Genomic DNA, 13560 nt, shown 5'->3' with positions numbered 1-13560 from the left:
CGCAGACCGCGTGCTTTCGTAGGATGAGGGCCATGACCACGCCCGACCAGCCGACCCCGGCCCCCGAGAGCTTCGCCGCCGCGCGCGGCGCCGTCGACCTGTCCGCCCTGATGCGCCCGCAGGCGCCTCCCCCGGGCGAGCCGGGCGGCGCGCCCGAGGCCGGCGGGTACGTGCTGGACCTGACCGACGTGAACTTCGAGCAGGTGGTCCGGGACTCCGCCAACTACCCCGTGGTGATCCTGCTCTGGGCGCCCACGGACGCCGCGAACGCGGAGCTCGCCACGACCCTCGCGGGCCTCGCCGCCGAGTACGACGGCAGGTTCCTCCTGGGCCGTGTGGACGCTCAGACCTACCCGCAGATCGCCGCGGCGTTCCAGGTGCAGGGTGTGCCGGCCGTCGTGGCCGTGCTGCAGGGGCAGCCGCTGCCGCTGTTCGCGGGCAACGCGTCCGAGGAGCAGGTGCGCCAGGTGCTCGACCAGGTGCTGGCCGCGGCCGAGCAGAACGGCGTGACCGGACGGGCGCCGTCGGCCGGCGGCGACGCCGGGCAGACCGCCGAGCCGGAGCCGGAGGCGGAGAAGCCGCTGCCACCGCTGCACCAGGAGGCGTACGACGCCATCGAGCGTGACGACCTCGCCGCCGCGGAGGAGGCCTACGCCAAGGCCATCAAGCAGGACCCCAAGGACACCGACGCGGTGGCCGGCCTGGCACAGGTGCGGCTGATGCGGCGCACCCACGACGCCGACCTGGCCGCGGTGCGCCAGGCGGCCGCGGACGCGCCGTCGGACGTGGCGGCGCAGCTCGCCGTCGCGGACCTGGACGTGCTCGGTGGCAAGGTCGAGGACGCCTTCGGCCGGCTGCTGGACCTGCTGCCCGGCCTCGACGGCGACGACAAGGAGGCCGTCCGCGTCCGCCTGCTCGAGTACTTCGAGGTCGTCGGCGTCGCCGACCCGCGGGTCAACAAGGCCCGCCAGCGCCTCGCGATCAGCCTGTACTGACGCCGGACTCCGGGACGAGGATCAGCGCGCCGAGCGGGGGCACCCGGATCGACGCCGACCGGTCGCGGCCGTAGTGGGGGACCGCTTCGGCCGTGACCCGGCCCAGGTTCCCCACGCCCGAGCCGCCGTAGATCTCGGCGTCCGTGTTCAGGGCCTCGCGCCAGACCTGTCCGGCCGTCGCACCTGCCACCCCGCTGGTGCCCCCGGCCGCGCCGTCGCGACCACTTCCGGCGGCGTCGGGCCCGTGCCCCGGGCCGTCCGGCAGCGGCAGCCGGTACCCCTCGTGCGGCACGCCCGCGAAGTTCACCACGACGACCACCGGATCGCCCGACGCCGAGCGCCGCACGTACGCCAGGAGGTTGCGGTCGGCGTCGTCGGCGTCGAGCCACTCGAACCCGGAGCCGTCGAAGTCCCGCTCCCACAGGGCGGGGGTGACCCGGTACACCGCGTTGAGGTCCCGGACCAGGCGCTGCACCCCGGCGTGCCATCCGTCGGCCAGCACCTCCCAGCGCAGCCCTTCGCCCTCGGACCACTCCGTGTCCTGTGCGATCTCGCAGCCCATGAACAGCAGCTGCTTGCCCGGATGCGTCCACTGGTAGGCGAGGAAGGCCCGTACCCCGGCCATCTGCTGCCACCGATCACCGGGCATCTTCCGCAGCAGCGACCCCTTGCCGTGCACCACCTCGTCGTGGCTGATCGGCAGCACGAACTGCTCCGAGAACGCGTAGACCATCGAGAAGGTCAGCTCGTGGTGGTGGTAGCGGCGGTTGACCGGGTCCTCGGCGAGATAGCGGAGGGTGTCGTTCATCCAGCCCATGTTCCACTTGAGCCCGAAGCCCAGCCCGCCCGACGACGTCGGCCGCGTGACCCCCGGGTACGACGTCGACTCCTCGGCGATCAGCATGACGCCCGGCGTGCGCCGGTAGGCGGTGGCGTTCGCCTCCTGCAGGAACGCGATCGCCTCCAGGTTCTCCCGCCCGCCGTGCACGTTGGGGCGCCACTCGCCCGGCTCCCGCGAGTAGTCGAGGTAGAGCATCGACGCCACGGCGTCGACGCGCAGCCCGTCGGCGTGGAACTCCTCGAACCAGTAGGTGGCGTTCGCGACGAGGAAGTTGCGCACCTCGCGGCGCCCGAAGTCGAAGATGTACGTGCCCCAGTCCTGGTGCTCGCCGCGCGTGGGGTCGGGATGCTCGTACAGGGGCGTGCCGTCGAACCGGGCCAGTGCGAACTCGTCGCGGGGGAAGTGCGCGGGGACCCAGTCGAGGATGACGCCGATCCCGGCCTGGTGCAGCCGGTCCACGAGGTGGCGGAAGTCGTCCGGCGACCCGAACCGCGAGGTGGGCGCGTAGTAGGAGGTCACCTGGTAGCCCCACGACCCGCCGAAGGGATGCTCCGCCACGGGCAGGAACTCGACGTGCGTGAAGCCCTGCTCGGACACGTACGCGGTCAGCTCGTTCGCGAGCTCGCGGTAGGACAGGCCCGGCCGCCAGGAGCCGAGGTGCACCTCGTACACGCTCATCGGGCCGGAGTGCGGGTCGGACCTGGTCCGCGCGGCGAGCCACGCGTCGTCGCCCCACTCGTAGGCGGACTCCGTGACGATGCTCGCGGTGCCGGGAGGCAGCTCGGTGGCCCGGGCCATCGGATCGGCCTTCGCGCGCCAGACGCCGTCGGCGCCGAGCACCTCGAACTTGTAGTGCGTGCCGGCCGCGACGCCGGGCACGAACAGCTCCCACACACCCGACGACCCGAGGGACCGCATCGGATGGACCGGCGTCCACAGGTTGTGGTCGCCCAGCAGGCGCACACCACGCGCGTTCGGCGCCCACACGGCGAAGCCCGTGCCGTCGATCTCGCCCGACGCGCTCGGGTACCGCCGCACGGTGGCGCCGAGCACCTTCCACAGCTCCTCGTGCCGTCCCTCGCCGATGAGGTGCAGGTCGACCTCGCCGAGCGTCGGCAGGAAGCGGTACGGGTCGTCGGCCACCTGCTCGGTGGCGCCGTAGCGGGTCCGGACGCGGTAGTCGGGGGCCGCCCAGGCGTCGCGTCCCGCGCCGGGCGCGGCGGGGACGACGGCGGTCCACACGCCGGCGCCCTGATGCTCGCACGGGTGATCGCCGTCGTCGGTGATGATCGCGACCTCGTCCGCGAGGGGACGCAGCGCCCGCACGACGGCGAACGGGCCGCCCTCGTCGAGCGGGTGCGGCCCGAGCACGGAGTGCGGATCGTGGTGCGAGCCCTGCGCGACGGCGGTCAGCGCCTCGAGGTCGGCGGGAGGCAGATCGGCCATGGCCACACCTTTCCACGTCCGGGTACCCCGACGCGACAGCTGGCGCCGCGCGCCGACCGTGTTACTGGTCCGCCGGGGATCCGGGCATGATGTCCCCGTGGGGCGGATCACCATTGCGGACATCGCTCGGCGGGCCGGCGTCTCGACCGCCGCCGTCTCCTACGCGCTGAACGGGCGGCCCGGGGTCTCGGCCGCCACGCGCGAGCAGGTCCTCGCGATCGCCGCCGAACTCGGCTGGGAACCCAGCTCCGCCGCGCGCTCGCTGTCCGGCTCCCACACGGAGACCATCGGGCTGGTGCTGGCACGCGCCCCCGAGACCCTCGGCTTCGAGTCCTTCTACATGCAGTTCGTGGCGGGCATCGAGTCCGTGCTGTCCGAGCGCGACTACGGCCTGCTCCTGCAGGTCGCCCCCGACATCGACGCCGAGATGCGGACGTACCGCAAGTGGCGCGCCGCCCGGCGCGTCGACGGGATCGTCATGGTGGACCCCCGCGTGTCCGACCCGCGGCTCGACCTGTTCCTCGGCGCCGACGCGCTGCCGGCCGTCGTCGTCGGCGACCCGAGCCTGTCCGGCGGGCTGACGAGCGTCTACACGGACGACGCCGCGGCTATGCGGTCCTGCGTCGAGTACCTCGCCGGGCTCGGGCACACCGCGATCGGGCACGTGACCGGGACGCCCGAGTTCGGGCACACGCACCTTCGCGGCGAGGCGTTCGCCTCCGAGGCCGCGGCCCGCTCGATGACGACGGCGGTACGGCACGCCGACTTCACCCCCGACGCCGGCGCGGCGGCCACGCGCGACCTCCTGGCGCGGGGTGACGTCACCGCGATCGTCTACGACAGCGACGCGATGGCGCTCGCGGGCCTCGGCGCCGCCCACGAGGCGGGGGTGCGGGTACCCGCCGACGTGTCGCTGGTGGCCTGGGACGACTCACCGTTGTGCCGCGCGGCGTATCCCCAGCTGACGGCGCTGAGTCACGACGTCGCGAGCTACGGCGCGCACGTGGCCCGCCGCCTCTTCGAGCGTATGGCGGGCGAGCCGCCGGCGTCGTACCGCGACTCGACCCCGGAACTGGTGGTCCGCGGCTCGACGGTCCCGCCCCCGCCGGCCCGCTAGCCAGCCGGCCCGCCGGGGTCGTGCCGGCCGGGTCGGCGCGGGCCGAGGCCGTCGCCAGATCGTGACGAACCGGTTGACTTACGATGACTTAACCGCTTAATGTCTCGCCGTCCACCAGTCAACGACGACGGATCGAGACGACAATGACCCATCGGAACCACCTCCGGGGCGGGGCACTGCTCGCGGCCGCGGCGCTGACCCTGTCGGCGTGCTCCGCGCAGGCCGGCGGCGGGCAGGCCGCCGACGGCGCGATCGCCGGCGAGATCACGGTCATCACGCAGCGCACCGACATCGTCGACACGGTGTTCCAGGACTACAAGGCCGACTTCGAGGCCGAGTACCCGGACGTCACCGTGAACTTCGAGGCGATCACCGACTACGAGGGCGAGATCGCCGTGCGGATGAACACGGACGACTACGGCGACGTCCTGCTCATCCCCAACAGCGTCAAGCCGGACCAGTTCGCCACCTTCTTCGAGCCGCTCGGCTCGGTCGAGGAGATGAGCCAGGAGTACCGGCTCGTGGAGGAGAAGGCGTACGACGGCCAGGTCTACGGCCTCTCCATCACGGTGAACACGCAGGGCCTCGTCTACAACAAGAAGGTCTGGGCGGAGGCGGGGATCACGGACCTGCCCACCACTCCCGAGGAGTTCCTCGACGACCTGCGCGCCATCCGCGACACGACCGACGCGATCCCCTACTACACCAACTACGCCGACGGCTGGCCGCTGAGCCAGTGGGACGGGAACCGCGGCGTGATGGGCGACCCCGCGTACCAGAACACGCACGTCGCCTACAGCGACACCCCGTGGGCCGAGGACGAGTGGCACGGCATCTCCGACGGCCTCCTCTACGACATCGTCGCGGAGGGCCTGTCCGAGGAGGACCCCACGACGACGAACTGGGAGGAGTCCAAGACCCTGCTCGGGACCGGTCAGGTCGCGACGATGCTGCTCGGCTCGTGGGCGATCACGCAGATGCAGCAGGCCGCCGAGGACGCCGGCGGCTCGGCCGACGACATCGGCTACATGCCGTTCCCGTACCAGGTGGACGGCACGTTCCACGCGCAGATCGCGGGCGACTACAAGAACGCGATCAACGTGCACAGCGAGCACAAGGCCGCCGCGCGGGCGTGGATCGACTGGTTCGCGAAGGAATCGGGCTACGCGTACGACGAGGGCGGCATCTCACCGCTCGTCGACGGGCCGGAGCCGGAGACCCTGGGCGACTTCGAGGAGGCCGGCGTCGAGTACGTCGAGATGGAGCCGGCGCCGGCGGGCAGCGAGTCGTACGAGGCCGACATCGTCGCGGCCTCCGAGATCGACCTGTACGGGAACATCTACCGGCAGGAGATGGTCGACATCGCGCGCGGCGCCGCGGACGGCGACAAGGAGTCGTTCTTCGCGGACCTCGACCAGCGCTGGGCCGACGCGCGCGCGTCGGTCGGAGAGTGACGGCGGGACGATGGCAGTCGTCACCGACGCCTTCTCGGCGCGCGCCGAGAAGGCGACCGGCGCCCGCCGGATCGGCGCGTTCCTGAGCCGCGGCCAGGCCTCCGGGCCCGGCCGCGGCCCCAGCCGGGGTCTGCCGATCACGCCGTGGCTCTTCCTGGTCGTGCCGCTCGGCCTGCTGGTGCTGTTCACCTACGTGCCGGTCGCCAACATGGTCTGGTACAGCTTCACGTCCTGGGACGGGCTCGATCCCGTCAAGGAGCCGGTGGGCCTGGACAACTATGTCCGGATCTTCACCGACCCGGAGATGTTCAAGGTCTTCTTCGTGAGCCTGTACTACCTGGCGGGCGCGGCGGTTCAGATGGTCCTCGCCCTGTACTTCGCGACGATCCTGAGCTTCAACACGCGGTTCCGGAACTTCCTCAAGGGGATGATCTTCTTCCCCTACCTCATCAACGGTGTCGCGATCGGGCTGGTGTTCCTGTTCCTCCTCCGGCCCGGGGGCACGCTCGACGCGCTCCTCGCCGTCGTGGGCGTCGCCGAGCCGCCGCAGTGGATCGGTGACCCGTCGCTCGTGAACGTCTCGCTCGCCGCGACGAGTGTGTGGCGCTTCATGGGGCTGAACTTCGTGCTGTTCCTCGGCGCGATCCAGTCCATCCCGAACGAGCTCTACGAGGCCGCCGACATCGATGGCGCGACGAGCTGGCAGAAGTTCTGGTTCATCATCGCGCCCGGCATCCGTCAGATCATCGGCCTGACGACCATCCTGGCGATCTCCGGGTCGCTGTCCGTGTTCGAGATCCCCTGGATCATGACGAGCGGGGCGAACGGCTCCACGACCTTTGTCATCCAGACGGTCCAGCAGGCGTTCCAGTTCGGCAAGTTCGGCCTGGCCTCGGCCATGGCCGTGGTGCTGTTGGTGGTCGTCCTGGTCATCACGTGGATCCAGCGCCGGATCTTCCCCGACGAGAAGGTGGACCTGACGTGACCCGGCCTGACACGACACGGCCCGAAGCGACGGACCGGGAAGCGATCCGGTACGTGTCGCCGCTCCTGGCGGTGACCGGGCCGTTGCCCGAACCCGGACGCGTCGAGGCCGCGCGCCGGCGCGTCCGGAACGCCTGGCGCGCCCTGCGCCCCCTGACCACACCGCTCGGCATCGCGCTCAAGTACACGAGTCTCCTGATCGCCGTCGCCTGCGCGGTGATCCCGCTGATCACCGTGTTCATGGCGGCGTTCAAGACCCGGGAGGAGTTCGCGACGTCGGACCCGCTGGCCCCGCCCGGCGACTGGCTCAACCTCGAGAACTTCGTCGTCGCGTTCACCCGTGGCGGGATGCTGCAGGGGTTCGCCAACACCACCATCATCCTCGCGGTGTCCCTCGTGGGCACCATCCTCATCGGGACGATGACCGCGTACGCCGTCGACCGGTTCGACTTCCGCGGCCGCCGCCTCGTGCTGGGTGCCTTCCTGCTCGCCACGCTCGTACCGGCGGTCACCACCCAGGTGGCCACGTTCCAGGTGGTGAACGGGCTCGGCCTGTTCAACACTCGCTGGGCGGCCATCATCCTGTTCATGGGGACCGACATCGTGTCGATCTACATCTTCCTGCAGTTCATGCGGTCCATCCCGCGCTCCCTCGACGAGGCGGCGATGCTCGACGGCGCCAACCGGCTGACCATCTACGCGCGCATCGTGTTCCCGCTGCTGCGCCCGGCGATCGCGACCGTCGTGATCATCAAGGGCATCGCGATCTACAACGAGTACTACATCCCCTTCCTCTACATGCCCTCGCGGGACCTCGGCGTGGTCTCCACGTCGCTGTTCCGCTTCATGGGCCCGTTCGGCGCGCAGTGGGAGATCATCTCCGCCGGTGCGGTGCTGGTGATCGTCCCGACCCTCATCGCGTTCCTCCTGCTGCAGCGACAGATCTACAGCGGCCTGACCTCCGGAGCCACCAAGTGACACAGACCTCCACCGACAGCAACGAGCCGGCCGGCGCCACGCCGGCGGGTGTCTCACGCGGCGGGCGCATCGCCCGCCGCGTCCGCGACCTGCACGACGGCTGGACCCTGCGCTACGCCGGCGGGCCCGCCCCGGCGGAGCTTCTCGCGGGGGCGCTCGCTCCCGACGGCCGGGGCGTGCCCGCGGCCGTTCCCGGCACGGTGCACACCGACCTCATGGCCGCGGGGCTCGTGCCCGATCCCTACGTGGACGACAACGAGCGTCTCCTCGCGTGGATCGGCCGGTGCGACTGGGAGTACCGCACGGTGTTCCCGTGGCGGCCCGACGGCGGCGCTCCCGCCGACCGGCACGACCTGGTCCTCGAGGGCCTCGACACGGTCTCGGTGATCACCCTGAACGGGACCGAGGTCGGCCGCACCGCGAACCAGCACCGTACCTACCGGTTCGACGTCACGGACGTGCTGCGCGACGGCGACAACGAACTGGTCGTCCGCTTCGACTCGCCGGTGCGGTACGCCGACGCGCAGAGCCTCGCGCTGGGGCAGCGCCCGCAGGTGAACCACCACCCGTTCAACGCGATCCGCAAGGCGGCCTGCAACTTCGGCTGGGACTGGGGGATCGACGCGGCCACGGCCGGCATCTGGCGGCCGGTGCGCCTGGAGTCCTGGTCCGTGGCGCGGCTCGCGGCCGTGCGGCCGCTCGCCACCGCGGACCTGTCGGGCCCGGCGCCGGCCGGCGTGCTCGACGTGCACCTGGACATCGAGCACGTGGACATCGAGCAGGCCACCGCCCCGGCGCCGGGCCTCGAGGCGTCCGTGGTCGTGCGCGGTCCGGGCGGCGGCGCCCTGCCGGGCGGCTCGGGCACCGTGGCGATCGAGCCCGGCCAGACGTCCGCCGTCGTCCACCTGCGACCGGACGACGTCGCCCTGTGGTGGCCGCGCGGATACGGCGACCAGCCCCTGTACGACGTCGAGGTGACGCTCACCGCGGCACGACCGCCGTCGGACACGTCGGGTGGCGACATCCCGCCGGTCAGCGACGCGTCGTCGGGCATCGTCGAGGGTGCCGGCACGGAGCCGGACGCCGCCCGTCCGCTCGACCGGTGGCGCGGCCGTACCGGGTTCCGGACCGTCGCGCTGGACATGACGCCGGACGACGACGGCACGCCGTTCACGATCGTCGTCAACGGCCGCCCGGTCTGGGTCAAGGGCGCCAACTGGATCCCGGACGACGTCTTCTTCCACCGCGTCGACCGCGCGCGGTACGCGCGGCGGCTCGACCAGGCCGAGTTCGCGAACCTCAACCTCCTGCGGGTGTGGGGCGGCGGGCTCTACGAGTCGGACGACTTCTACGCCGAGTGCGACGAGCGCGGCCTCCTGGTGTGGCAGGACTTCGCGTTCGCCTGCGCCGCCTACAGCGAGGAGGAACCGCTGCGCGGCGAGGTGGAGGCGGAGGCACGCGACGCCGTCACCCGCCTCGCGCCGCACCCGAGCCTCGCCCTGTGGAACGGCAGCAACGAGAACATCTGGGGCTACCACGACTGGGGCTGGAAGCTGCGCCTCGACGGCAGGACATGGGGCCTCGGGTACTACACGGACCTGCTGCCGCGCGTCGTCGGGGAACTGGACGGGACGCGGCCGTACACGCCGTCGAGCCCGTGGTCGGGAAGCCTGGACCGCCATCCGAACGACCCGGAGCACGGCTCCATGCACTCGTGGGAGCTGTGGAACCAGCTCGACTGGCCCCACTACCGCGACACGGTGCCGCGGTTCATGGCCGAGTTCGGCTGGCAGGCCCCGCCCACCTGGACCACGCTGCGGCGCTCGGTCGGCGACACCCCGCTGACGCCCGAGTCCCCGGGCATGCAGGTGCACCAGAAGGCGATGGAGGGCAACAAGAAGCTCACGGCCGGCCTCGTGCCGCACGTCCCGCTGCCCGACGACATGGAGGACTGGCACTGGGCGATGCAGTGGAACCAGGCGACCGCCGTGCGGACCGCGGTCGAGCACCTGCGATCCTGGGCCCCGCGCTGCACGGGGTCCGTGGTGTGGCAGCTGAACGACTGCTGGCCGGTGACGTCGTGGGCGGCGGTCGACGGCGACGAGCGGCCCAAGCCCCTGCTGTACGCGCTGGCGCACGCGCACGCCGACCGGCTGGTGACGGTGCAGCCGCGGCCGGCGGGCGCGGGCGACGTCGCGGACGGGGGCGGCCGCGGTGCGGATGTGGGCGGTTTGGATGTGGGCGGTGCGGACGTGGGCAACGGCGGTGCGGGCGCGGCGACCGTGCCCGCCGGCCACCACGGGCCCGCGGGCGCGCGCGCCGGCCTGGCCGCCGTCGTCGTCAACGACCGGGACGAGCCGTGGGACGGCGGCCTGGTGGTGCGGCGCCTGGCCTACGACGGCACCGAGCTCGCCGCGGCGAAGTCGTCGTTCGCCGCGGCGCCGCGCGGCGCGGTGACCGTGCCCATCCCGGCTGACGTCGCGACGCCGGGGGACGCCGGGAGCGAGCTGATCGTCGCGAGCGTCGACGGGGTGCGGGGCACCTGGTTCTTCGCGGAGCCGCGCGACTCGGCACTCGCGCCGCCGGACCTGGACGCGCGGGTCGAGCCGGCCGGCGAGGGGCGTGTCGTGGTCCGGGTCACCGCGCGGAACCTCGTACGCGACCTGACGCTGCTCGCGGACAAGGCGCATCCCGGCGCGGTGGCGGACCGGGCGCTGATCACGCTGCTGCCGGGGGAGACGACGACGTTCGGCGTGCGGGTGGGGGCGAGCGGCGCGGCTGCCCTCGCGGGCGTGGGCGGCTCGGCGGAGGCGGACGGCCTCGGCTCGGCGGAGGTGACTGCTCTGCCGGACGCGGGTGGCGCGGCTGCTGCCCTGCCGGACGCCGCCGTCCTGACGGCTCCCCGTGTCCTGCGCTCCCTCAACCAGCTGGTCGGCGCTCCGTAACCTGTCCGGGCACCGCCGCGGCCGGCGGGGTCGCCGACGGTTCCTGAACTGTGCGTTACCGAGACGTGACGGTGACACGCTTGCTATTCCGTGCGCTCTGTGACTAGGTTCACCCTAAGTGGTAGGACGGCTAACATATTCGTTCTGCCGGGGTGACACGGCCGTCACGCGCACCTTGCACAGAGCCGTGCGACCGGGGATCGACAAGAGGAGACTTGCATGTCCACGAACAAGTTCACCGAAGGTCGGCTGGCGCAGGCGGCGTTGGATCGCCGGACCTTCGTGCGCGGCGCCGTCGCCACCGCCCTGCTGGCGCCACTCGGCGGGTCGCTCGCGAGCTGCGCGGTCCCGAGCGGTGGCGGCGGCGAGGAGACCGCGGCCGGCGAGATGACCGCCGACAATCCGTTCGGCCTGGTCGAGGACTCCGACGTCGAGGCCGTCATCTTCAACGGCGGTTACGGCTTCGACTACGTCGAGTTCGCGGCCGAGCAGGCGAACGGCCAGTTCCCCGACGTGACCTTCGAGGTCTCGCCGTCCACGCAGATCGCCCAGGAACTGCAGCCCCGCTTCGTCGGCGGCAACCCGCCGGACCTCGTCGACAACTCCGGCGCCGGCTCGATCGGCTTCAACACGATCGCGGACCAGCTCGAGGAGCTCGACGACGTCTTCGAGGCGCCCAACTACGAGGGCACCACGATCGCCGACACGCTGTACCCCTCGGTCAAGGATCCCGGCACCTACAACGGCCGGTTCGTCGCCCTGAACTACGTGATGACCGTGTACGCCGTGTGGTACTCGGCCTCCCTCTTCGACCAGAACGGCTGGACGGCGCCCGCCACCTGGCAGGAGGCGATCGACCTCGGCGCGGAGGCGGAGCGGGCCGGCAAGAAGCTCTTCGTCTGGGGCAAGGAGGCCGCCACGTACTACCAGACGATGGCGCTCGACTCCGCCATCAAGGAGGGCGGCGACGAGGTCCGGCTCGCCCTGGAGAACCTGGAGCCCAACGCCTGGTCGCACGACGCGATGCAGGGCGTGCTGGAGGCCCTGCACGAGATCGTGCAGAAGGGCTACTTCGTTCCCGGCGGCGCCGGCACCCAGTTCACCGCCGCGCAGGCGCGGTGGAGCAACGATCAGGACGCCCTGCTGTACCCGTCGGGCGGCTGGATCGAGAACGAGATGAAGGACGCCACCGCGAACGACTTCCAGATGACCGGCTTCCCGACGCCGACCGTGTCCGACAGCCCCACGCTCCCGTACGAGGCGATCCGCGCCGGAGCCGGCGAGCCGTTCATCGTGCCGAGCGAGGCCGCCAACCCGGCCGGTGGCAAGGAGATCCTGCGCGCCATGCTCTCGGCCGAGGCCGCGACCAACTTCTCCGAGACGCGCCTCGCACCCACGATCGTCCGCGGGATCGTGCCCGAGGACGGCTTCGGGTCCACGGCGCTCGTCTCCCAGACCAGCATGCTCGACGCCGCGGGCGAGAACATCTTCAACTACCAGTTCGTCGACTACTACGGCATGAACGCCGACCAGCTCGTCGTCTGGAACGCGTTCCTGTCCGGCGACATGGACGTCAAGGGCATCACCGACGGCCTGCAGAAGATCAGCGACGACATCGCCGCGGACGACTCGGTCGAGAAGATCGAGGTCAGCTGAACCGTGTCCGGCACGTCACACCCGGCGGCCCCCGGCGGCGTCGTGCCGCCGGTCGCGACGCCCCGGCCCGGGAACGCCCCCGGGCCGGGCCGCCGACGGCGCCGCCGCCGGATCTCCTTCGACAGGGCGAGCTTCTTCGCGGTCGCCCTGCTCCTGCCGCTCACGGTGTACGTGATCTTCGTGATCTCGCCGTTCGCGCAGGCCCTGTACTTCTCGATGACGGACTGGAGCGGGTTCACCGCCGACATGGCGTTCGTCGGGCTCGACAACTTCGCCCGCCTGCTCGGCGACGACAAGTTCATGCGCGCCGCGCTGAACAGCGCCCTGCTGGCCGTCATCGTTCCGACGGTGACGATCGTGCTCGCGATCGGCGTGGCGACCATGGTCACCGTCGGCGGCTCCACGACGGGCGGCGTGCGCGGCGTGCGGGGCGCGGGCTTCTACCGCGTCATCTCGTTCTTCCCGTACTGCGTGCCCGCGATCGTCATCGGCCTCGTGTGGGCGCAGGTCTACGACCCCTCGCGGGGCCTCCTGAACGGCGTCCTGACCGGCATCGGGCTGGACGGCATGACCGACTTCCCCTGGCTCGGCGACTCTCGGACCGCCATGGGGGCGTCGATGTTCGTGATCATCTGGAGCTTCGTCGGCTTCTACACCGTGCTGTTCGTGGCCGCCATCAAGGGGGTGCCGGGCGAGATCTACGAGGCCGCGCGGCTCGACGGCGCCGGCCGGTTCCGCACGGCGATCTCCATCACCGTGCCCCTCATCCGCGACAACGTGCGCACGGCGTGGATCTACCTGGGCATCGCCGCGATCGACTCGTTCGTCTACATGCAGGCGATGAACCCCGGGGGCGGGCCCGGCTACTCGACGTTCGTCATCAGCCAGGACCTGTACCAGACGGCGTTCAGCAAGGGGCAGTTCGGCTACGCGACCGCGATGGGAGTCGTGCTCGCGCTGGTGACGCTGCTGTTCGCCGGCGCGGTGTTCCTCGTGGACCGGATCACCGGCGGGCGCGACGACGTGAGGGGGCACGCATGAGCACCGGAGCCGGCGAAGGGCGTCGCGGAGGGTACGGGCCGAGGAACGAGGCGCGTGGCCGCGGCGGAGCACGAGGAGGAGTCCTGTGAGCGTCGTGGCGGAG

At 71.6% G+C, this 13560-nt stretch carries 9 protein-coding genes; 8 read left to right on the top strand and 1 reads right to left on the bottom strand.

The annotated features are described in order from the left end of the window. Positions 1–32: 32 nt before the first annotated feature. Positions 33–995, top strand: a complete 963-nt coding sequence (locus IIE03_RS09420) for a tetratricopeptide repeat protein (protein WP_192862497.1) — start codon at positions 33–35, stop codon at positions 993–995. Here the strand turns inward: IIE03_RS09420 and glgB are convergent. Then, the gene (glgB, locus tag IIE03_RS09415) at positions 982–3282 is read right to left on the bottom strand and encodes a 1,4-alpha-glucan branching protein GlgB (protein WP_192862496.1); all 2301 of its coding nucleotides are present in this window, start codon (positions 3280–3282) and stop codon (positions 982–984) included. The genes IIE03_RS09420 and glgB overlap by 14 nt on opposite strands. Before the next feature lie 97 nt (positions 3283–3379). On the opposite strand from glgB, the gene IIE03_RS09410 reads away from it, so the two are divergent. From IIE03_RS09410 to IIE03_RS09380, 7 genes are all read left to right on the top strand, one after another. Further along, positions 3380–4399, top strand: coding sequence for a LacI family DNA-binding transcriptional regulator (locus IIE03_RS09410; protein ID WP_192862495.1), 1020 nt, complete (start codon positions 3380–3382; stop codon positions 4397–4399). A 143-nt stretch (positions 4400–4542) separates the two neighbouring features. Beyond that, a complete protein-coding gene (locus IIE03_RS09405) occupies positions 4543–5853 on the top strand; it encodes an ABC transporter substrate-binding protein (RefSeq protein WP_192862494.1) in 1311 nt (436 codons plus the stop codon). 10 nt (positions 5854–5863) lie between these two features. Continuing rightward, complete coding sequence (locus tag IIE03_RS09400; RefSeq protein ID WP_192862493.1) at positions 5864–6838, top strand: carbohydrate ABC transporter permease; 975 nt, start codon at positions 5864–5866, stop codon at positions 6836–6838. 152 nt (positions 6839–6990) lie between these two features. Next, positions 6991–7815: a carbohydrate ABC transporter permease gene (locus tag IIE03_RS09395; protein WP_225997517.1), complete on the top strand. Its 825-nt coding sequence runs from the start codon at positions 6991–6993 to the stop codon at positions 7813–7815. After that, positions 7812–10760, top strand: a complete 2949-nt coding sequence (locus tag IIE03_RS09390; RefSeq protein WP_192862492.1) for a glycoside hydrolase family 2 protein — start codon at positions 7812–7814, stop codon at positions 10758–10760. Before IIE03_RS09395 ends, IIE03_RS09390 begins: the two co-directional genes overlap by 4 nt. A 219-nt stretch (positions 10761–10979) precedes the next feature. Beyond that, the gene (gene ngcE / locus IIE03_RS09385) at positions 10980–12416 is read left to right on the top strand and encodes an N-acetylglucosamine/diacetylchitobiose ABC transporter substrate-binding protein (RefSeq protein ID WP_192862491.1); all 1437 of its coding nucleotides are present in this window, start codon (positions 10980–10982) and stop codon (positions 12414–12416) included. Between the two features lie 3 nt (positions 12417–12419). Beyond that, a complete protein-coding gene (locus tag IIE03_RS09380; RefSeq protein ID WP_318842891.1) occupies positions 12420–13457 on the top strand; it encodes a carbohydrate ABC transporter permease in 1038 nt (345 codons plus the stop codon). Positions 13458–13560: the final 103 nt, after the last annotated feature.

It is taken from the genome of Myceligenerans pegani, from assembly GCF_014892515.1.
GTDB classification, from domain to species: domain Bacteria; phylum Actinomycetota; class Actinomycetes; order Actinomycetales; family Cellulomonadaceae; genus Myceligenerans; species Myceligenerans pegani.
The sequence above is the reverse complement of the archived record's forward strand: the minus strand, read 5'-3'. Positions and strand labels throughout refer to the sequence as shown.

Excerpts from the sequence above, each read along its gene's own strand:
- IIE03_RS09420 (WP_192862497.1), top strand. The coding sequence starts at position 33 with ATGACCACGCCCGACCAGCCGACCCCGGCCCCCGAGAGCTTCGCCGCC.
- glgB (WP_192862496.1), bottom strand. The coding sequence starts at position 3,282 with ATGGCCGATCTGCCTCCCGCCGACCTCGAGGCGCTGACCGCCGTCGCG.
- IIE03_RS09405 (WP_192862494.1), top strand. The coding sequence starts at position 4,543 with ATGACCCATCGGAACCACCTCCGGGGCGGGGCACTGCTCGCGGCCGCG.
- IIE03_RS09400 (WP_192862493.1), top strand. The coding sequence starts at position 5,864 with ATGGCAGTCGTCACCGACGCCTTCTCGGCGCGCGCCGAGAAGGCGACC.
- ngcE (WP_192862491.1), top strand. The coding sequence starts at position 10,980 with ATGTCCACGAACAAGTTCACCGAAGGTCGGCTGGCGCAGGCGGCGTTG.